Annotated in this window: 10 protein-coding genes and 2 pseudogenes; 9 read left to right on the forward strand and 3 right to left on the reverse strand. The window is 48.0% G+C overall.

Annotation, left to right across the window (positions count from 1 at the left end):
- Positions 1-154: 154 nt before the first annotated feature.
- The 5 genes and pseudogenes from ACES2C_RS09070 to ACES2C_RS09090 all read left to right on the forward strand — a co-directional run bounded on the left by ACES2C_RS09070 (position 155) and on the right by ACES2C_RS09090 (position 8,785).
- Positions 155-2,296 carry a hypothetical protein gene (locus ACES2C_RS09070; protein WP_374166628.1) on the forward strand — a complete coding sequence of 714 codons (2,142 nt, stop codon included), beginning with the start codon at positions 155-157 and terminating at the stop codon, positions 2,294-2,296.
- A gap of 360 nt (positions 2,297-2,656) precedes the next feature.
- Positions 2,657-3,223 carry a family 43 glycosylhydrolase gene (locus tag ACES2C_RS09075; protein ID WP_374166629.1) on the forward strand — a complete coding sequence of 189 codons (567 nt, stop codon included), beginning with the start codon at positions 2,657-2,659 and terminating at the stop codon, positions 3,221-3,223.
- Positions 3,169-3,786: a family 43 glycosylhydrolase gene (locus tag ACES2C_RS09080; protein WP_374166630.1), complete on the forward strand. Its 618-nt coding sequence runs from the start codon at positions 3,169-3,171 to the stop codon at positions 3,784-3,786. Before ACES2C_RS09075 ends, ACES2C_RS09080 begins: the two co-directional genes overlap by 55 nt.
- A 343-nt stretch (positions 3,787-4,129) precedes the next feature.
- Positions 4,130-7,276, forward strand: a pseudogene (locus tag ACES2C_RS09085) (SusC/RagA family TonB-linked outer membrane protein).
- Between the two features lie 18 nt (positions 7,277-7,294).
- Positions 7,295-8,785 (forward strand): RagB/SusD family nutrient uptake outer membrane protein, encoded by a 1,491-nt coding sequence (locus ACES2C_RS09090; protein ID WP_374166631.1) that lies wholly within the window; start codon positions 7,295-7,297, stop codon positions 8,783-8,785.
- Positions 8,786-9,035: 250 nt separating this feature from the next.
- Here the strand turns inward: ACES2C_RS09090 and pflA are convergent, their stop codons facing one another.
- The 3 genes from pflA to ACES2C_RS09105 all read right to left on the reverse strand — a co-directional run bounded on the left by pflA (position 9,036) and on the right by ACES2C_RS09105 (position 13,745).
- Positions 9,036-9,818, reverse strand: a complete 783-nt coding sequence (gene pflA / locus ACES2C_RS09095; RefSeq protein WP_374166632.1) for a pyruvate formate-lyase-activating protein — start codon at positions 9,816-9,818, stop codon at positions 9,036-9,038.
- 95 nt (positions 9,819-9,913) lie between these two features.
- Positions 9,914-12,148 (reverse strand): formate C-acetyltransferase, encoded by a 2,235-nt coding sequence (gene pflB, locus ACES2C_RS09100; RefSeq protein WP_374166633.1) that lies wholly within the window; start codon positions 12,146-12,148, stop codon positions 9,914-9,916.
- Between the two features lie 511 nt (positions 12,149-12,659).
- On the reverse strand, positions 12,660-13,745 hold the full coding sequence (locus tag ACES2C_RS09105; RefSeq protein WP_374166634.1) for an OFA family MFS transporter: 1,086 nt from the start codon (positions 13,743-13,745) through the stop codon (positions 12,660-12,662).
- A 546-nt stretch (positions 13,746-14,291) separates the two neighbouring features.
- On the opposite strand from ACES2C_RS09105, the pseudogene ACES2C_RS09110 reads away from it, so the two are divergent.
- From ACES2C_RS09110 to ACES2C_RS09125, 4 genes and pseudogenes are all read left to right on the forward strand, one after another.
- Positions 14,292-16,014: pseudogene (locus ACES2C_RS09110) on the forward strand (rhamnogalacturonan lyase).
- A 27-nt stretch (positions 16,015-16,041) separates the two neighbouring features.
- Positions 16,042-16,851 (forward strand): rhamnogalacturonan acetylesterase, encoded by an 810-nt coding sequence (locus tag ACES2C_RS09115; protein ID WP_374166635.1) that lies wholly within the window; start codon positions 16,042-16,044, stop codon positions 16,849-16,851.
- 30 nt (positions 16,852-16,881) lie between these two features.
- On the forward strand, positions 16,882-18,024 hold the full coding sequence (locus ACES2C_RS09120; RefSeq protein WP_374166636.1) for a glycoside hydrolase family 88 protein: 1,143 nt from the start codon (positions 16,882-16,884) through the stop codon (positions 18,022-18,024).
- A gap of 6 nt (positions 18,025-18,030) precedes the next feature.
- The gene (locus ACES2C_RS09125) at positions 18,031-20,463 is read left to right on the forward strand and encodes a glycoside hydrolase family 31 protein (protein ID WP_374166637.1); all 2,433 of its coding nucleotides are present in this window, start codon (positions 18,031-18,033) and stop codon (positions 20,461-20,463) included.
- Position 20,464 lies beyond the last annotated feature (1 nt).

Below are 20,464 nucleotides of genomic sequence, written 5' to 3' on the forward strand. Positions count from 1 at the left end.
AGTTGTAAGTAGTAGGAAGGAAGTAGTCGGGGATGGGCTGATAGGGGGAAGTTTGTAACGAAAAGGGAGTAGATTAACTAAAAAAATAATAAGATATGACTGTCTGGTCCGATCATGTATAAGTACGGACAGACGAAGCCAATTGACCGATAGTATGAAAAAAATCAGAACCGCTGCCGTTTGTGTTCTCGTTCTCCTTGGAGGAGCATTTGCGCAGGCCCAACCTGTTAACCGAAAAGCGGTAGTAAGCAGGCATAATCTCGTGAATACAAAGATTGATTCTTTGGAATCTCTTACCCTGGGGAACGGGAAGTTCGCTTTTACAGCGGATGTGACGGGACTCCAGACGTTCCCGGAAAGGTACAGCAGAGGCGTTAGTCTGGGTACCCAGTCGGAATGGGGATGGGACAGCTTTAAGGACACCGTTGGGTACAAGATCGAGGAGACGCTGAAAGACTATGACTTAAACGGTCGTAAAATAAGTTATTGCGTGCCGTGGTCCGAGCCGCTGCGAAAACGCAACGCCTCGGAGTGGTTCAGGAAGAGCGTACACCGGCTTCAGCTTGGTAACCTCGGTTTCGATATGCTCAGAAAGGATGGCAGGGCGGTAACCACTGCGGACATTAAGAACATTCGCCAGGAGCTGAACCTGTGGACGGGGGTACTTAGCAGTCATTTTACCATTGAGGGGATTCCGGTAGACGTGACTACAATCGCGCATCAGGACCAGGATATGGTGGCCGTACAGGTGAAATCAAAGCTGATCAGCGAAGGACGATTAAAGATCCGGCTGCGTTATCCTTATCCAACAGCTGAATTTCTGGATGCCGGGGAGAACTGGAAAAATCCTGAGAAGCACCGGTCGTCCATCCTTTCTTCTTCGTCGGAAGGAAGCGTGGTTCAGCACCAGCTTGAGGGTATCACCTACTTCACGTCGTTTAAATGGTCCGGTGCTTCTATTGGCTCGGGAGCAGTGCCTCACTACTATCAGATCACTCCGGATAACAAGAAGGACGTGTTCGAATTCAGCTGCCTTTTTTCCGCAGAGGAGCCTTCGGTACAGGGACAAGCGGACTATCGTGCTGCTCTCAACAGTAGTCGTGAAGCATGGAACTCGTTTTGGATGAGTGGTGCTGCCATTGATTTTGCGGGCAGTACCGATCCCCGTGCCAGGGAGCTGGAAAGGCGGGTGGTCTTGTCGCAATACCTCACGAAGGTGCAATGTGCAGGATCCTTCCCGCCGCAGGAGACCGGACTCACGTACAACAGCTGGTTCGGCAAACCACATCTGGAGATGCACTGGTGGCATGCAGTTCATTTTGCGCTCTGGAACAGGGTGGATCTGATGGAGAAGAGCCTGTCGTACTACGCGAAAGTGGCAGATAAAGCCAAGTTAATAGCAGAACGGCAGGGTTTTAAAGGAGTTCGATGGCAGAAAATGACAGATCATGAAGGCAACGAGAGCCCCTCTTCCGTAGGTGCATTCCTGATCTGGCAGCAGCCCCATTTTATCTATATGGCCGAGCTGGCTTACAGGAATAAAGAGGACCGCGCTGTGCTTGAGAAATACAAAGACCTGGTATTTGCGACTGCCGATTTTATGGCTTCTTTCCCGACCTACGACAAGGAAAAGGATCGCTATAATCTTGGCAAGGGCCTGATCCCCGCTCAGGAAGTATTTAAGGCAGAACAGACCTTTAACCCGACCTACGAAGTGGCCTACTGGGACTGGGCCCTGCGTGTGGCGCAGAAATGGAGAGAACGGCTGGGAATGGAGCGGAATCAGGAATGGGACAAGGTTCTGAATAAGCTTGCTCCTTTGCCACAGCTGAACGGGGTTTATCTGGCGACTGAAAGCGCGCCTGACTCCTATACTACGGAGCGCTGGCGTACTGACCACCCGGCAGTGCTGGGCGCTCTGGGAATGGTACCGGCATCGTCTAAGCTTGATAAGGCGACTATGCAGCGCACCTTTGATACGGTGTGGAAGACCTGGGTGTGGGACCATACCTGGGGTTGGGACTTTCCCATGACGGCTATGACGGCTGCCCGGCTTGGTAATCCTTCGCGTGCGCTTGATGCTTTATTTATGAAGGTTCAGACGAATACGTATCTGAAGAACGGGCATAACTATCAGGACGGAAGGCTTCGGATCTATCTCCCGGGGAACGGAGGGGTATTAACAGCCGTAGCGATGATGGCCGGGGGCTGGGATGGCAGTACGGGCGCTAATCCCGGGTTCCCTAAGAACGGGAAATGGAAAGTACGGTCGGAAGGTTTTAAAAAGATGCCTTAAAAATTGGAGCAATGAGAGTTTCAATGGCGGCGCTTTCGTGCAGGTATTATAGATAGATGCCCGGAGATGAAAGAGCTTCAGCCTGAAACTTTTAAAAGGCTGGTTTGTGGGATGTTAAAAGGAGATGTGAGTGAAACGAAAAGCAGCAGGAAGGATGAGGCCGGCTTTCGTGGATTAAAAACAGAATAGTTTAGAAAAAACATTCGTGAGCTGCGTTCTCAAACGGGGATGAAACTTGAATGAATGTTCTTCTTGTCCTTAAAAAAAACAAATGCACTTTCAAGAAAAATTCATATACTCGGTGAAACTAACATGAAAGCTGCTGCTTTTGATTACAAACACACATCTTAAAGAAATTAAATGAAAACGCTAATACCCGCACTGTTTTTATTCGTTCTTGCCGCTCTTTCGCCAGCGGCAGTTTATTCGCAGACCGGATCTTCGGTTCCTCCGGGAAAAACCTACAAGAATCCCCTGCCTGTAGAACTGGGAGACCCCTACGTGCTGCAGGCCGGCGTAATGTATTATATGTACGGAACAGGAGGCGGCGCGAAGGACGGCTTCCTTGCTTACTCTTCAAAAGACCTGGTGAACTGGAAAAATGAAGGCCAGGTATATTATGGCAACCGCTCAGGATCCTGGGGTATTGATGCCTTTTGGGCTCCTGAAGTCTATCATGTAAAGGGAAAGTACTATATGTTTTTTAGCGCTCAGTGGCGTCACAATCCCACAAAGGAGGAAGAGAACTTCAGGATAGGGGTCGCTGTTTCAGATAAGCCGACAGGGCCATTCAAGGACCTGTCAGACAGGCCCGTATTTGATCCGGGGTACCCGATTATCGACGCCAATGTCTATTTTGATAAAGGGGGAAGATGTATCTGTACTACTCGCGCTGTTGTTACAAGCATCCCGTTGAAAGTGAAGTAGCCAGGTGGGCGAGACAAAAAGGCTGGTACAAAGAGATTGAAGAGAGCTGGGTATACGGTGTGGAGCTGAAGCCCGATTTCAGCGGCGTGATAGGTAAACCTGTTCTTATACTCCGCCCTCCGGTAAGTATGAAAGACAAACAGGCTGAATGGGAAAGCCGTTCCGTTACTTCCAAAGAAGTAAACAGACGCTGGACGGAAGGATCGTTTACCTTTAAGAAAGGAAATACCTATTACATGATGTATTCGGCGAACCACTTCGCCGGCCAGAATTATGCCGTTGGATATGCAACCGCCAGGCACCCTCTTGGTCCCTATACCAAAGCAGCAAATAATCCTGTTCTTCAAAAAAATACGGCCAAAGGAGGAGAGGTGACCGGAACGGGACATAACAGCATCACGTATTCGCCCGACGGCAAGCAGATGTTTTGTGTGTACCATGGAAGAACAGCTTCTACCGGTGACGAGCGCGTAGTGTTTGTTGACAGGATGAAGATCCTGAAAGACGGCCGGCTCGTTGTTGAGGGACCGACTACTACTCCGCAGCGCGCTCCTGTTGAGTAGCAGTCGTTACACATAAAGAAACAACGTATCAGTTAAACCGCCTTCTGCCTCCGGCAGCAAGGCGGTTTTTTTATGCTCCTTTTTTTCAAGCTTGCAAAGAAACCGCCTGAAAATTTTATTGTCGCTTGCATTCGTTGCTGTTTGGGCTGCTTGGTCTAAAAAAAGTGGTTCCAGAGGCTTTAAAAGCAGGACACCACAGGTTGCCGCTAGAAAGAAATCTTTGGATGTTCGCAGCAATAACCACGGGCAATCACCAAAAAGCCTTTCTATAAACTAATAATAGCTGTATGATTAAGCGATTTTTTTACTCACAATCAAGAGCACTGTTTTGCTTCTCTTGTGTTTGGCGGTCTCCAGGTTAGGAGCCCAAACGCTTCAAACGATTAAGGGGACAGTGACTTCCGCGACGGACAATGAGCCGCTTCCCGGAGTGTCAGTTACGCTGAAAGGTAAGACTACCGGGACTGCGACCGACGTGAACGGATTGTACACCGTGAAAGCTTCAAAGGGCCAGGTCCTGGTTTTTTCTTTTCTGGGCTTCACGAAACAGGAAGTAACAGTTGGCAGCAGTCTGGTACTGAATGTAAAGCTCAAAGAAGATAGTCGCAGTTTGGATGAGGTAGTAGTAATTGGCTACGGCACTCAGAAGAGAAGCAACGTTACCGGGGCCGTAGCCACGTTTAATGCTGAAAAGCTAAATGAAAGACCGGTCGGTCGTGTGGACCAGGCCATGGTTGGTCAGATTGCCGGTGTTACCGTTAAGCAGACCAACGGTGTACCGGGAAAAGCGATGAGCGTGCAGGTGCGTGGCGCCGGATCGATCGGAGCAGGAAACGAACCTCTTTACGTAATAGACGGATTCCCCCTTGCTACTGCCAAGCCGAACGGATCGGGTAACTACTCTACAGGAAACCCGCTGGACAATATCAATCCTAATGACATTGAGTCGATTCAGGTGCTTAAAGACGCCTCTTCAGCAGCAATCTACGGATCGAGGGCTGCAAATGGAGTAGTGATCATTACAACGAAGAAAGGCACGACTGGGAAGCCTGTCATTAATTTCAACTCTTTTGCGGGATACAATGAACGGAGCAAGAAGCTCGATATGTTAAGTCCGGAAGAATGGATGGACAGAGCGAAGGAAATCATCAACAACAAGTGGGTCGCTTCTGCCGCTGGCCGCACAGCAAGTCAGACAAATGAGGAAAGACGCCGGCTCCTCGGCCTTGCCGCGGGAAACGTAAATCCAGAGCTGATGTATGACGACCGCTGGGATCAGGCCGGATACCCCGGGCTGCAGCTGGTCGACTGGCAGGACGAGCTTTTCCGCAAAGGTCTTACACAGAACTACCAGCTATCTGCTAGCGGAGGTACTGAGTCTGTGAAGTATTACATATCGGGAAATTATACCAACCAGGAAGGTATGGTAAAGGGAATGGATTATAAGTCGTATTCAGCTCGTGCTAATGTAGATATTACGGCTAGCAGCAAGCTGAAGTTTGGTCTGAACATATCCCCCACATATTCTCTTGCGAACGATCCAGGCATCGAAGGCAAAGACAATATTCTGCATCAGCTTGTGGCCATGTCGCCCGTACAGGAGGCTTCAGCAGGGCTTTATGGCAACTCCGGCGATTATCCGTCCTACATCTGGGGAGTGTCTACAACAAGTCCTCTTGCTAAAGTGGAGCAGACCACCGCCCAGTCGAAGGTCTTCCGTACCCTGTCCACGGTCTACGGGGAATATGAAATCCTCCGGGGCCTTAGCCTGCGAAGTACTCTCAACCTCGATAATACCGATTATACGTTTAACAGGTATGCCCCTTATACCATTGCTGGTGATTTAACCAACAGACAGTCTAAGGGCGTAGGGCTAACCTCAGGAGCTTACAATACGTACAGAAAGCAAACCTTTGTGAATGAAAATACAGTTTCGTTCGTAAGGCAGTTTGCCCGGGTACACGATGTGTCTGCTGTTGCCGGATTCTCTTAAAACGCCGACAGAATCACAAATGCAAATATGTCTTCAAAAGACGGCTATGCCAATGCACTGGTCCAGACACTTAACTATGCCGCCAACATCAGTGCTAATACCAACGATACTAAAAATGTACTGGCTTCTTTTTTTGGTCGTGTGCAATATGCCTACAATAATAAATACCTTATATCTGGAAGTTTAAGAAGAGACGGCTCTTCCCGCTTCGGATTGAATACCAAGTGGGGTACGTTCCCATCCGCTTCGCTGGGCTGGAGGGTGATGGAAGAAGATTTTGTGAAAAATACGGGATTTGCCAAGGTCGTTAGTGATTTCAAACTCAGGGCGAGCTGGGGTAAGTCGGGTAACTATAATATCGGCGATTATGAAGGTGTTGCTACTCTTGGTCGATATGTCTATTCAATCGGAGGGGCGATGGTAACAGGGCAGGCCGCTAATAAGCTGTTTAACCCTGACATCACCTGGGAAAAGTCCAGGACAATAGATATAGGGCTTGATTTCGGTGTATTTGCAAACCGCATAACCGGCTCTTTCGACGTTTACAACAAGGAGAATACGGCGCTTCTGCTCAATGTGCCGGTATCGAGATTGACAGGATTTGCATCGGCCCGGGGTAACGCTGGTAAAGTAAGAAATAGAGGCTGGGAGCTTGAACTGACAAGCCGGAACCTGACGCATAATTTTCAGTGGACTACTTCGGCCAACATCAGTCATAACAGTAATAAGTTGATTGAATTCGTTCCAGGCCAGTCCGAAATGTTCGTTCCTTCATCTGTTGATATCTCTCACAGTATGCTAAAGGTTGGAGACCCTCTTTACAGTTTGTACGTAATCAGACAGGTTGGCATATTGAGTCAGGCCGATATTGACGCCGGAGCTGCCATGTTTGGAAATCAGCAGGTGGGAGATCCTAAGTACTTAGATGCGAACGGAGATAAAGTGATTGATGCTAACGATCGTGTCTACGTGGGTAAGCCAAATCCAAGTTATACCTGGGGCATTACCAATTCATTCCGCTACAAGGGGTTTGACTTAGGGGTTTTGGTACAGGGCCAATGGGGTGGATCTATTTATTCACTGCTCGGGCGCGCCATAAACCGGACTTCCATGGGATATAAAGAGAACGTTCTTGGTAGAAATCGTGACCGTTGGAGATCGCCTGAGCAGCCTGGAGACGGAATGACAGGAAAGGCGGGCAGCAACTTTGGCTTTATAAAAAATACCGACTGGCTGTACTCTTCCGATTATCTAAGGGTGAGGAATATTACCCTCGGTTACAACCTGGGATCAATCATTCGCGGCAAGCGAATTTCGGCAGCGAGGATATACGTTACTGCTGAGAATTTCTTTGGTCATGATAAATATGACGGCGGATTTAATCCTGAGGCAACCGACACGAATCTGGCGAAGGACGACGCTTATCCGGAAGCCGGCGATTACGGTGGCCTACCCTTACCTAAATCACTGGTGTTTGGCGTCAATTTCTCATTTTAAGCAATAGAAGAAAAGATTATGAAATGTAAGATATTAAGTGGCTTATTCTTTCTGGCCCTCGCGTTCGCGTCATGTGAAAAGGAGTTAAATCAAATGCCTCTTTCAGACCCCGCTCTGGAGAAGTTTTACACCGCTCCTTCAGATTTTAATCAGGGGATCTATTCCATCTATTCCTCCCTGCGTACTTATCCTGAAAGACTCCTGAATCTTTCAGAAACCAGATCCGACAACCTTTGGGCGGCCTCGAGCGAGGGCGTCCGTGACTGGGATCCTATCAATAATTTCCAGAAGTCGATTAATGCTAACCCCTATATTGACGAGGCGTGGACCGGCAACTATGCTGGGATAAGCAGGGCGAACGATTTCCTTGCTCAGTTAGACAAAAAAGGCGCTACTGTCCTGAAAAACGAAACGCTTCAGAAAAGTCTGGAAGCCGAAGCAAAGTTTTTGCGTGCGTTCTATTACTTTGACCTCGTACGCTGGTTCGGGAAGGTTCCAATTGTAGACAAGCCCGTGTCTGCTCTGGAAGCGGCTAAAATCGACAGGAGTCCTGTAGCTGATGTGTATAAGTTCATTACAAGTGATCTTGAATATGCCATTTCAAACCTGCCTGATAAAGCTCCACAAGTAGGCCGTGCAAATAAAGCTGCAGCAAAGGCGATTCTGGCTCTCGTGTACATGACCAAGTCGGGAGCCACTTATGGGATAGAAGGACCTGGCCTCAACAGCAATGAATGGGACAAGGCGCTTCCTTTGTTAAACGACGTTATCGGTAATGCCAGCTACGGCTTTCTTGACAGCTACCCTTCCATCTATTCATATACCAATGAAAATAATAAGGAGGTGATTTTCGACGTAGAGTACAACACCGGTTCCAGTACTGTGACCGGAGGCTGGTTCGGAGTAATGCTTGCACCTGACAATTGGTTTAAATCTCAGGGCGCCATTTCCCAGGGAACTCTGGAAGTACGCCCAATATCAAAGGACTTAGTTGACTCTTATGGGACAGGCGATGCGAGAGCAGCCTTCAGCATTCAACGCGGTTACGTTTATCTTGGCACCCAGGATACACGGCCCTTCTGGAAAAAATACATTGACATCACGAAGGCTCCCTCTAACCGCCTTGACTGGCCAATTAATTACATCGTAATGAGTTATACAGACGTCATGCTACTCAAGGCAGAATGTCTTCTGCATTTGAATCAGGATCAGGCTGAGGTTGACAGGATCGTCAACAAGGTTCGGAACCGGGCAGGGCTTTCTCCTCTCTCTGGGGTTACCCTTGCTCAACTGATGGAAGAACGCCGTAAAGAATTCGGTGGAGAAGGAAAACGCTGGCATGACCTGGTCAGAAGCGGAATGGCGGAAACCATCATGAAAGCCTGGATCGCGAAGGAAGATACGCAGAAGATGATCAAGGACTTTAATGTAAACTACCTGATCTATCCGATCCCTCTGTCAGAGCTCGAAGCCAAGCGCGGAGTGTATACTCAAAACGCGGGGTACTAGGTGAGTTGTAAGTGGTACGTTTTAAGTTGTAAGTAGTAAGTTTTTAGTAGCGAGTTTTAAGTTGTCGTATAGAACAGTAAAGGCGCTCCTGGCCTCGCATATTATTGACTTAGATTCCGGTCAAGTCGCCCGTACGAAATAGGCAATACTTACAGCTTGCTACTTACCGGCTTAATTAGGTATTAAAACGTTGCTTATTACTTAAGACTTACTACTTAAAACTTACAACTTAAAACTTCCTGCCCGCAACTCACTTAAGGATTACGTTCTCAAAGTACTTGTTAAAGATCCCCAGCGCTTTCTGTTTGATTTCTTCAGAAGGAGTTGGGGTTTCTTTTAGAGGATACTCCATATTCATCAGAGCCCATTTGTGAAGGCCCAGCTGGTGAAACGGAATGATTTCTACCCGGTCTACCGTTTTATAGTCTGTAAAACGCTGCGCCCATTCTTCCAGGTATTCTTCCTGATCGGTCCATCCGGGGACCAGCACGTAGCGAAGCCACATCCTCTTTCCGGTTGACTCGCGGTACGCAGCTAACTCCAGCGTATTTTTGTTGGTCAGGCCAGTCAGTTTATGATGAATATCGTCGTTGATATGCTTAACGTCAAGTAGCAAAAGGTCGGTATGTTCAAGCAGTTCATGCACCTGTGCGTTATTTAAGCGGCCGTTCGAGTCGAGACAGGTGTTAATTCCTTCCTCGTGCAGTCTCTTGAAAAGGGTAAGCAGCTTACTTCTTTGAAGCAGCGGCTCTCCTCCTGAAACCGTCACGCCTCCATCTTTTCCAAAGTATGTCTTCTGCCTCACGGCGCGGTTAACCAGCTCGTTGATCTCGACGAGTGTGCCTCCTCTTACATCCAGGGTGTCGGGATTCTGGCAATAGAGACACCGGAACTGACAGCCTTGTACGAAGATGACCAGCCTGATACCCGGCCCGTCATGTGTACCGAAGGTTTCGATGGAATGTATACGTAGGTGGTCTGGATCGTCAACGTTGATTTTTGCTGCTTCTATGTCCTGAAGTGGAAAATACATGTCTGTAAGATATTAAAAAAGGTAGATAAACAAAAGCCAGGCCGTTTTAGGTGCCTGGCTTTCGAATTTATGAAAATGAAATAAGTGGCTTGATATTACATGTGATCGTGGAATGTACGTGCGATCACTTCAAGCTGGTGAGCGCGCGACAGACGAACGAAGTTCACAGCATAGCCTGATACACGGATTGTTAACTGAGGATAATTTTCAGGATGGTTATAAGCATCCATCAAAGTTTCTCTGTTAAGAACGTTTACGTTCAGGTGGTGAGCCATACGTTTGAAGTAGCCATCCATTGTATTAACAAGGTTGTTTACTTGTTCTTCTCTGGTGTCTCCCAGTGATTTAGGGATCATAGAGAACGTATTGGAAATACCGTCCTGTGCATCATTGTAGCTAAGCTTAGCAACAGAGTTCAGAGATGCGATAGCACCGCTGCAGTCACGTCCGTGCATCGGGTTTGCTCCGGGAGCGAAAGATTCGCCTCCTTTACGTCCGTCAGGTGTAGATCCTGTGTTGCTTCCGTACATTACGTTTGAAGTAATGGTGAGAAGAGAAAGAGTAGGAGTTGCATCCTTGTAAGTCTTGTGCTTACGCAGCTCATTGATGAAGTAATGAGTTACTTCCTGTGCAATGCTGTCTGCACGGTCATCATCATTACCGTATTTAGGGAAGTCTCCTTCAATCTGGAAGTCAACAGTCAGTCCTTTTTCGTTACGAACAGGAGTTACCTTGGCGTATTTGATTGCAGACAGAGAGTCGGCAATAATAGAGATACCTGCAGCACCATATGCGATGTCAATATGCGGATCTGAATCGATCAGTGCCATCTGAGCTCTTTCGTAATAGTATTTATCATGCATGTAGTGGATGATAAACATAGCCTTTGCGTATACTCTGGCTAATTCGCTCATTGTACGTTTGAACAGATCAAAGACCATATCGTAGTCAAGAGGACCTTCAGGAAGCTGAGGAATGTTTTTGATCACTTCAACACCGTCATGTTCTTCACGACCGCCGTTCAATGCAATTAATAATGCTTTAGGAAGGTTGGCACGTGCTCCGAAGTGTTGAATTGCCTTTCCGATCTTCTGGTAAGATACGCAGCATGCAATACCGTAGTCGTCAGAACCGCGGTTAGGACGCATCAGGTCATCATTTTCGTACTGGATTGATGAAGTATCAATAGATACCTGAGCACAGAACTTCTTGAATCCTTCCGGAAGCTGCTCAGACCAAAGTACAGTCAGGTTTGGTTCTGGTGATGCTCCTAAGTTATAAAGGGTCTGAAGGAAACGGAATGAAGTTTTGGTTACCTTGGTACGGCCATCATGAAGGATACCACCGATAGACTCAGTTACCCAGGTAGGGTCTCCACCGAAGATCTCATCATATGAACCTGGACGCAGGTGACGTACCAAACGTAATTTCATTACGAACTGGTCGATCATTTCCTGTGCTTCTTCTTCTGTAATGATTCCGGCTTCAATATCTCTTTCGATGTAAATATCAAGGAATGAAGAAACATTACCTAAAGACATTGCAGCGCCATCTTGTTCCTTAACAGCAGCAAGATATGCAAAGTATACCCACTGAACAGCTTCAAGAGCGTTAGCAGCAGGACGTGAGATGTCAAAACCGTAGTCAGCAGCCATCTTAACCATATCTTTAAGGGCGCCGATCTGTACGTTGATCTCTTCACGTAAACGCACTTTATGTTCGGTCATTTCGCCGCCAACCTTAGCGAGGTCTGCCTTTTTGAACTGAATTAACTGATCAACTCCGTAAAGAGCCAAACGACGGAAGTCACCGATTATACGGCCACGTGCATAGTTATCAGGAAGTCCTGTTAATACGTGTTTTGAACGGAATGCTCTGATTTCAGGATCATAAGCACTAAACACGCCTTCGTTGTGGTTCTTTGCGTAGTTAAAGATATCTTTAACTCTTTCTGATACTTCTAAACCACGTTCCTTTAAGGCAGATTCAACCAGTTTAATACCACCGAAAGGCTTCATTGACCTTTTCAGTAACTGATCGGTTTGAAGACCTACAATTACTTCATCTTCTTTCTTTATATAGCCTGGTTTAAAGGCTGTCATTGTAGATATTGTTTCAGTGTCTACCGCTAGGCACCCATTGTTTGCTCTTTCTTTTAAAAGCTCTTCTTTAACTGTTTCCCACACCTTGGTGGTCTTTGCTGAAGGGCCTGCTAAAAAGGAAGAATCTCCGGTATAAGGCTTGATGTTTTTTACAACAAAGTCATACACATTGATTGTTGTATTCCATTCTCCTGACTCGAATGGAACTGCTGTGACATCTGTTTTCATGTTAACTGAATTTTATATTAATTCTTTTGATAAGACAAAGTTAGAGAATGTTTAAACGTCTAAATGTGACCGTCATCATTAATTGGTGTGATTTAGACATTTTTAACAAAAAACTTTGTTCGTTGAAGTGTTTTAATTGATCTTTTGTTTTTTTTGAACTTTTTACATTCTTCTCGTTCTCGCAGTTTTTCTGTTCTTGGTACGGGAACTGCGGACGGAGCTGCTCCTTATACGGATATGCAGCGCGGGGGTTCTGTTTTTTTAAAAGGCCACAAGAAACATTCTACCTGCTTTTCATCCAGTTTTTGAATGAGCCGTTGAATGCCTTTTGTGGCCTCTCTATTTCAGTAGCCCTGAAGGGCGTGGATTTGCTGTTACTGCCTTTTTTATAAAAGTTTGTACCTTTTCAAAGAACTAGCTTTCTTTTACTAATTTCTTCTTCAAAGAGAATGCCATCAGCGCAGTCAGTGCGAGTATAATCGCGAACACGTAGAATATTTTCGAGTAATCGTCACTCAGCGTGATCATCCAGGGGCCTACAAAGGCAGCCGCCGACCAGGCAATGAGTACATATCCGAGTACCGATCCCATTTTTTTCAGATCCATAGATGTCTTTGATGAACGCGGGGATGGTAGCAAACGCACCGCCGTAACAGCTGATGATGACACATACAGCGGCTTGGAATATAAAGGCGTTGGTGGTTTGTGTTAAGAGCAGGAAGCAAAGTGTTCCGATAATATAAAAGCACATGAAGGTACTCCATCTGCCGATCTTGTCGGATACGCTTGACCAGATCAGGCGGCCCAGTCCGTTAAACAGGCCGATGATTCCGACAAAGACGATAGAAGCGACTTCTGTAATATGCACAACGTCTCTTGCCATTGGAGCTGCTACGGCGATCAGCGCAATTCCGCAGGTAGTGTTCAGGAATAGCATGAGCCAAAGTCCGTAAAACCTTACATCTTTCAGGAGGTCAGCTGCGGAGACGTGTGCGCCGCCCGCGTGATAATCTACGTAGCCTGATGGCGCTTCCGGAACTGCAAGGTACAGTGACGCAACTACCATTAGCAGAAAGTAGGTAGCTCCCAGCGTATAAAAGGTTGCGGGAACCCCGATGCTTGCAGAGATTGGCGAAATGATCTGCGAGGCAAGGATGGAACCTGCGGCAAAAGACATGATCACCAGGCCTGATGCAAAACCAGGTTTGTCGGGGAACCATTGAACTACTACCGATACCGGCGTGATGTATCCGAACCCAAGGCCGATGCCGCTTATAACCCCGTAAGAGAGGTAAAATAGGGGAAGTGATCCCACGGCATTCGCAACACCTGCACCACATAGGCCCAGGCCAAAGAAGCATGCTCCTATAATTCCGGCCTTTTTGGGTCCAACCTTATGAACGAACTTACCCATAAAGGCTGCTGTAAGGCCGAGGAAACAGATAGCAAGACTAAAAGCAAACTTTAACTGGTGTGCATCCCATCCGTTTAAAAGTCCGATCGGCTTTACCCATACACTGTAGGCGTATATTGATCCTATTGATAACTGAAGTGTCATTCCGGCTAATGCCATTAGCCATTTGTTCTTGGAACTCATATTGCTTTTGATAATATGGCGGCAAAAGTAGCAAGCGCATAATTGCGAAAAATTGACCGTCGTCATATGTGAAATAGATCATAATCCGTTCCGCTGCGAATATGGTGTGAGAACGCGTTCCTAAGTTGTACGCTCAGACGAGGATGAAAGTGGTTGTTGCCTACAGGATGCAACAGGTTGCAGATACAGTGATTAGACTGTAACATCGTGCAATTGCTTTACCTGGTGGAAAGGCCAGCCTGAAGCATTTAGCCAATTATTGCTTATTTCTTTGATAAATAGAAGGATAAGCGATGTTTTTCTAGAGAGGATGCAATGGAGCCGTGTGCAGATTTAACTCCGCAGGTGGTCCCTATTACAAATTATAAACTTAACAGATGACTCCTTCTGAAAAAAATCGTTACATGGAGACGGATACTGGCTACGGCTGCCTGCCTGTTTGGTAAGGCAAACGACCTTTTTTCTGGTGTTTGCATGGCTGTTATCCGGGGTGGGCCAGACTGCTGATGCTCAGCGCATAACAGAAAAGCTTGGACGGGGGTGATTGTGGTCAAGCGCGAAGATGGTGCTGCATGTATCAGCTGGCGTCTTTTAAAAGAAGACGGCCCTGACTGTGCATTTAATGTGTACAGGGCTTCGGCTGCCGCACCAAAACCGGCGAAGTTGAATCATGTTCCTCTTGCTTCCTGTACGTTTTTCGTTGATAGCACGATAGATAGCAATGTTGACAACACATATATTATTAAGCGCATCACAGGAGGAGGGGAGGTTGATGCCGGAAAGCCATACGTGCTCCGTGCCGGTTCTGCTTCCCATCCATATATCTCCATTCCCTTGCAAAAGATCCCAGGCTACTCTGCGAACGACGGTTCAGTTGCCGACCTGGACGGCGACGGCGAGTACGAGATTATTGTTCACCGCGCCGGCGTCGGCAGGGATAATTCACATGACGGCCCGACTGACCCGCCCGTCTTTGAGGCTTATAAGTTAGATGGCACGCTTCTCTGGACTATTCGCCTGGGAAGGAACATAAGAGAAGGTGCCCATTACACGCAGTTCATTGCTATGGACTTTGATGGCGACGGGAAGGCGGAGTTTGCCTGCAAAACGGCTGACGGAACAATAGATGGCAAGGGAAAGGTAATAGGGGATTCAACTAAAGACTGGCGAAACGCGGTGGGGCGAATATTAAGCGGACCCGAATATCTTACTGTTTTTAAGGGAGAGACAGGAGAAGAGCTCTCGACAGTGGCCTATGTTCCCAGCCGTGATCCTATTGGGAGCTGGGGCAGGCCTGGTGCTAACGACGAAAAAGGAAACCGCGCAGATCGCTTCCTGGCCTGCGCTGCTTATCTTGACGGCAAACTGCCAAGCCTTGTTATGTGCAGAGGATACTATACCCGCTCTGTACTTGCTGCCTGGGACTTCAGGGGAGGAAAACTTCAGCTACGCTGGGTTTTTGACAGTAAGGATGCGTCGAACCCCTATTCCGGAATGGGCTATCACAACCTGTCAGTTGCAGATGTTGATCACGATGGAAAAGATGAAATTATCTATGGATCGATGGCGATCGACGATAATGGGAAAGGCCTTTACACGACCGGGATGGGGCATGGAGATGCGTTGCACGTAGGTGATCTTGACCCGGCGCATCCCGGCCTGGAAGTTTTCGGAATTCATGAGCGCCCAAAAGGGCCTGGCGCAGCGTTGTTTGACGCAAGGACCGGAGAACTCTTATGGGGGGAGCCGTTGGTCAGGATATAGGACGAGGAGTAGCTGAGAACATAGACCCTGACAATCCCGGTGCTGAACTATGGTATTCAGGTTCGGATGGGCTTCTGAATCTGAAAGGAGAGCGTATTGGTCCCAATCCCCCTCAACAAACTTTCTCATCTGGTGGGATGGCGATTTAACCCGCGAGCTCCTCGACGGGAATCACATAGATAAGTACAAATACGGCCGGCTCCTGACCGCCGCGGGCTGCGTTGCCAACAACGGTACTAAGTCGAACCCTGTACTTAGCGGCGACATTCTGGGAGACTGGCGCGAGGAGGTGATCTTTCGCACGGAAGACAACAGCGAACTCAGGATCTATAGTACAACCATCCCCACCCAACACCGCTTGCCCTGTTTAATGCAGGATTCGCAATATCGCCTTAGTATAGCCTGGCAGAACGTTGGATATAACCAGCCCCCGCATACCAGCTTTTACATGGGCGAGGACTTCCCTGTGAGTAGAAAAGGGGCCTCAGAAATCAATAAAAGGTAAACCTATATATTTTACAATTAATCTAAAATGAACAAATTCAGGCTAAAACGTACGGTTAAAGTGGTCCTCAGGCCCGCTCTTGTTATCCTCACTCTTGTATTGTCATCTTTTATCCTTTTCAGGCAAGACCGAAAGCCGGTTTTATTTCTCATCGGGGATTCAACCGTCAAGAATGGCAAAGGAAAGGGAGACGGAGCTCAGTGGGGATGGGGAAGTATCATCGGTGACTATTTTGACAGTACCAGAATACACATCGAGAATCGTGCCCTGGGCGGTACAAGTACGCGGACGTACCGGTCTAAAGGCCTTTGGGACGCGGTATTGAAGGATTTGAAACCGGGCGATTTTGTGATTATGCAGTTTGGACATAACGACGGAAGCCCGCTTGACGACACGGCAAGAGCACGCGGAACCATCAAAGGGACGGGTGACGAAAGCAAGGAGATCTACAATCCTATTACAAAGCAGCAGGAGGTTGTTCATACGTATGGATGGTACTTGTCGAAATTTATAGCCGAAGTGAAAGCTAAAGGCGCAACGCCGATTGTGTGCTCTCCTGTTCCGCGTAACAACTGGCAGAACGGGCAGCTTAAGAAGGGCAGGGAAGGCTACGCAAAGTGGGCTGAAGAAACTGCGCACTCCGCCGGTGCCTATTTTGTAGACCTGAACAAGCTGGTAGCCGAAAAATATGAGCAGATGGGTGAGACAAAAGTAGCGGGCCTTTTTCCTGCCGATCATACCCATACTAATTATGATGGCGCAAAGATCAACGCCGCCGCCGTTGTTGAAGGACTGCGCGGCTTAAAAGATATTTCACTGAAATCTTACCTGAAATAGAATAAGTAATAAACCTAATAGACACCATTTATGACTCGATTATCCCTTTTGAAATTCAGCTTCCTGCTGGGATGTTTTAGTATCTGTTCTCAGTTGGCAGTCGCGCAGTCGCTGCCGGCAAAGAAGGAGGTGCTGAAACAAATGAGACTAACCAACAAGTACTTTATGGAGAAGTGGCCGGACGCCGGAAAGGAAATTGTGACCAATAAAGCCAGGCCCAGTAATATCTGGACCCGCGCCGTGTACTACGAAGGACTGATGGCCCTGTATAACATTGACAGGAAGAAAGAGTATTACTACTATGCTGTACAGTGGGGAGAGAAACACAACTGGGGCCTTGCCGGAACAATCAGCACCCGGAATGCTGACAATCACTGCGCAGGCCAGACTTACATAGATTTGTATCTGGTGGACAGGAAGCCTGAGCGCATAAAGGACATTAAGGAGAGCATTGATCTGATGGTAAAGAGCGAGAAGCATGACGACTGGTGGTGGATTGATGCCCTTCAAATGGCGATGCCCGTATTTACAAGGCTCGGCGTCATTTATCAGGACACCAGTTACTTTTCAAAAATGTACGACCTCTACAGCTTTACAAAATACAAGCACGGAGGAAATGGCCTTTACAATGCGGAGGATAAGCTGTGGTGGAGGGATAAGGACTTCGTAGCTCCTTACAAGGAGCCGAACGGGCAGGATTGTTACTGGGCAAGAGGAAATGGCTGGGTGGTGGCCGCCCTGGTACGTACTCTCGAAATGTTACCCAAAACCGACCCTCATTACAATGAGTATCTTCAGGATTACAAAGACATGATACAGGCTGTACTCCCTCTTCAGCGCTCCGACGGCTTCTGGAATGTCAGTCTTCATGATCCGTCAAACTTTGGCGGAAAGGAAACTTCCGGAACTGCTCTGTTTACGTACGGAATGGCCTGGGGCATCAATAAGGGCTTGCTTGAAAGGGATATTTATCTGCCTGCGGTGGTAAAGGCATGGCGCGCCATGTCGAAGGAGGCCGTACACAAAAATGGTTTTCTGGGATATGTTCAGGGGACAGGCAAGGAACCAAAGGACGGGCAGCCTGTGTCTTACACAAAAGTGCCTGACTTTGAAGACTACGGGCTCGGGTGCTTCCTTCTTGCGGGTAGCGAGGTGTACAATCTAAAGAAATAAAGTGATATGCATAGTGCGCTTAGGGTATTATTATCGGCAGGCCTTATTCTATCAAGTTGCGTGATCAATGCCCAGTCGGTCGGCACCTATTCCTCCGGAATAAAGAGAGAAGGGAATGAATTTACGTTCCCTGCAGAAAAGGCTGACATTAAACTGGAGTTCTGCACCCCTGGCATGTTCCGGGTGCGAACATCGTGGGACAGGAAATTCGAGGCACCGGAAAATTTAATGGTGTCTAACTATAAATGGGCGGCCGTCAATGTTTCTACATCAGATGCTGCAGACCATTTGCTTTTTCAAACCGAAAAGATCACTGTAAAGGTGATGAAGTCGCCTTTCCGTATTCTCGTTTATGCAAAGGACGGAACGCTGCTGAACGCCGACTATGGCCTTGCTGCTGAGAAGAGGGGCGATACGGTAAGCTGTACCAAGGAACTCTCGGCAGATGAGCATTTCTTTGGCTTCGGCGAGCGTATGGACTTCGTTGATCAGCGAAGCAAGAAAATAAAATTGAATGTAGGCCGGGGTAAGGGCCGGCCCCATATTATAGGGGCATATAACATCCTGGAGGCCAATTACTCGCCCGTGCCTTTCTTTATGAGCACCAGAGGGTATGGGATTTTCCTGCATAACTCTTTTGCCACCGAGTGGGATATGGGAGCGGGTTCTTCTGACCGGTACAGCTTTAGCGCAGCCGCGGGAGAGCTGGATTACTACTTTATCTACGGTCCCGACTTTCCGTCGATCCTGGACAGCTATACGGCGCTTACCGGCAAGTCACCACTGCTTCCGCGTTTCGCATTAGGACTGCATGCAGGTACCTACAGCGGCGGAACCTGGGGGCATGAAAAAGAAAGTTCAGACTCTTATGTGGTTCAGCTTGCCAGAAAGTTCAGATCGCTTGGAATTCCGGTCGACCTCTTGTGGCTCGACTCTACCTGGAGAATATTTGGCAAGAACGGTGGAAACGGCGCCACTTCTTTCGAATGGCGGGATACGTTCAATGACCCGAAAGGAATGTTCGACAGCCTGTATGCCATGAACTTTAAAATGGTAGGCCTGCATCTGAGGCCCCGCTTCGATAACGGTGTGAAGCTGAACCTGCTCGACCAGGCGAGGGAAAAAGGACTGGTTTATCCGGAGCCGAACAATCAGGGCGAGTTCGTTAATTTCTTTGATCAGAAGTCTGTTGACTGGTGGTGGGATAATGGTGTAATGCGCGTTGCGTCTCTGGGCGCCAAATTCCTCAAAACAGATGAGGGCAGTGCCTTCGGCGGGCTGGCTAATGAGAGTGACAAGATGGGCCCGACGGACCGTACGGCACAGAAGCTTCACAACGTCTTCCCGGTGGCCTATGCTAAAGCACCATACGAAAAGTTTCAGGAGTTCAACAAGATCAGAGGCCTGAACCAAACGCGCGAAGGGTACGCCGGCATCCAGCGCTATCCCTTTATCTTCGCGGGCGACTGGCCGAGCGAATGGCAGTATTTCGGCCCTGTGATAAAAGCAGGACTCAATATCGGACTGTCCGGAGTGGGGTACTGGTCGCACTGTATGGGCGGCTTTGAACATCCGGCTGATCCAGAGCTTTACACGCGCTGGGTGCAGTTTGGTATGTTCAGTCCGATTGCGCTTGTCTTCGGAATGGACCATCCTGGCTATAAGGAGCCCTGGAACTATGGACAGCAGGCCCTCGACAACTTTAAAAAGTATGACCATCTTCGCTACCGGCTGATGCCTTACATCTATAGTAACGCGTATAAGATGTATAAAACAGGGCTTCCCCTTATGAGAGCACTCGTGTTGGAACATCAGCATGACGCCAATGTGTACGATATTGGCGACCAGTACTTTTTTGGCGACAAGCTGATGGTATGTCCTGTTACAACCAAAGGTGCTCAGACCCGTACAGTATATTTGCCTGAGGGTACCTGGTACGATTACTGGACCGGCAAGCGGTACCAGGGAAAGCAATACGTACATGTGGTGACCCCTCTTGATACAATTCCTGTATTTGCCAAGTCGGGAAGCATCATCCCGATGCAGCCTGAAATGCTCTATACAGACGAGAAGCCGGTACGCGAGCTGACCCTCGATATCTTCCCCGGTAAGAGCGGAACGTTCGAGCTATATGAGGATGATGGCACCAGCCTTAATTATAAAGACGGCAAATATGCGCTGACGTCATTCAGTACATTGCGAGCGGACGATCAGCTTAAGGTGAAGATCAGCAAGCCTGCCGGGCAATACACGCCCGCTTCGCGGACCTACCTGCTGAAGATCCGCCTGGATGAGGGAGAGCAGCGGCCGGTCGTTCTGCAGGAAAACGGCAAGAAACGCACAGAGGGCTGGCGGTATGAGAAAAGCGAAAACACCCTGTACGTTAAAACCGTCAACGACAGCAGGAAGGACATTGATATTAACATAAGTTTTAAATAAC

The organism is Arcticibacter sp. MXS-1, from assembly GCF_041902385.1.
GTDB lineage: Bacteria > Bacteroidota > Bacteroidia > Sphingobacteriales > Sphingobacteriaceae > Arcticibacter.

Bases quoted from the DNA above. Each gene is read 5' to 3' on its own strand.
- pflA (WP_374166632.1), bottom strand. From the start codon at position 9,818: ATGTATTTTCCACTTCAGGACATAGAAGCAGCAAAAATCAACGTTGAC.
- ACES2C_RS09070 (WP_374166628.1), top strand. From the start codon at position 155: ATGAAAAAAATCAGAACCGCTGCCGTTTGTGTTCTCGTTCTCCTTGGA.
- ACES2C_RS09105 (WP_374166634.1), bottom strand. From the start codon at position 13,745: ATGAGTTCCAAGAACAAATGGCTAATGGCATTAGCCGGAATGACACTT.
- ACES2C_RS09125 (WP_374166637.1), top strand. From the start codon at position 18,031: ATGCATAGTGCGCTTAGGGTATTATTATCGGCAGGCCTTATTCTATCA.
- ACES2C_RS09115 (WP_374166635.1), top strand. From the start codon at position 16,042: ATGAACAAATTCAGGCTAAAACGTACGGTTAAAGTGGTCCTCAGGCCC.
- ACES2C_RS09075 (WP_374166629.1), top strand. From the start codon at position 2,657: ATGAAAACGCTAATACCCGCACTGTTTTTATTCGTTCTTGCCGCTCTT.
- ACES2C_RS09120 (WP_374166636.1), top strand. From the start codon at position 16,882: ATGACTCGATTATCCCTTTTGAAATTCAGCTTCCTGCTGGGATGTTTT.
- pflB (WP_374166633.1), bottom strand. From the start codon at position 12,148: ATGAAAACAGATGTCACAGCAGTTCCATTCGAGTCAGGAGAATGGAAT.
- ACES2C_RS09090 (WP_374166631.1), top strand. From the start codon at position 7,295: ATGAAATGTAAGATATTAAGTGGCTTATTCTTTCTGGCCCTCGCGTTC.
- ACES2C_RS09080 (WP_374166630.1), top strand. From the start codon at position 3,169: ATGTATCTGTACTACTCGCGCTGTTGTTACAAGCATCCCGTTGAAAGT.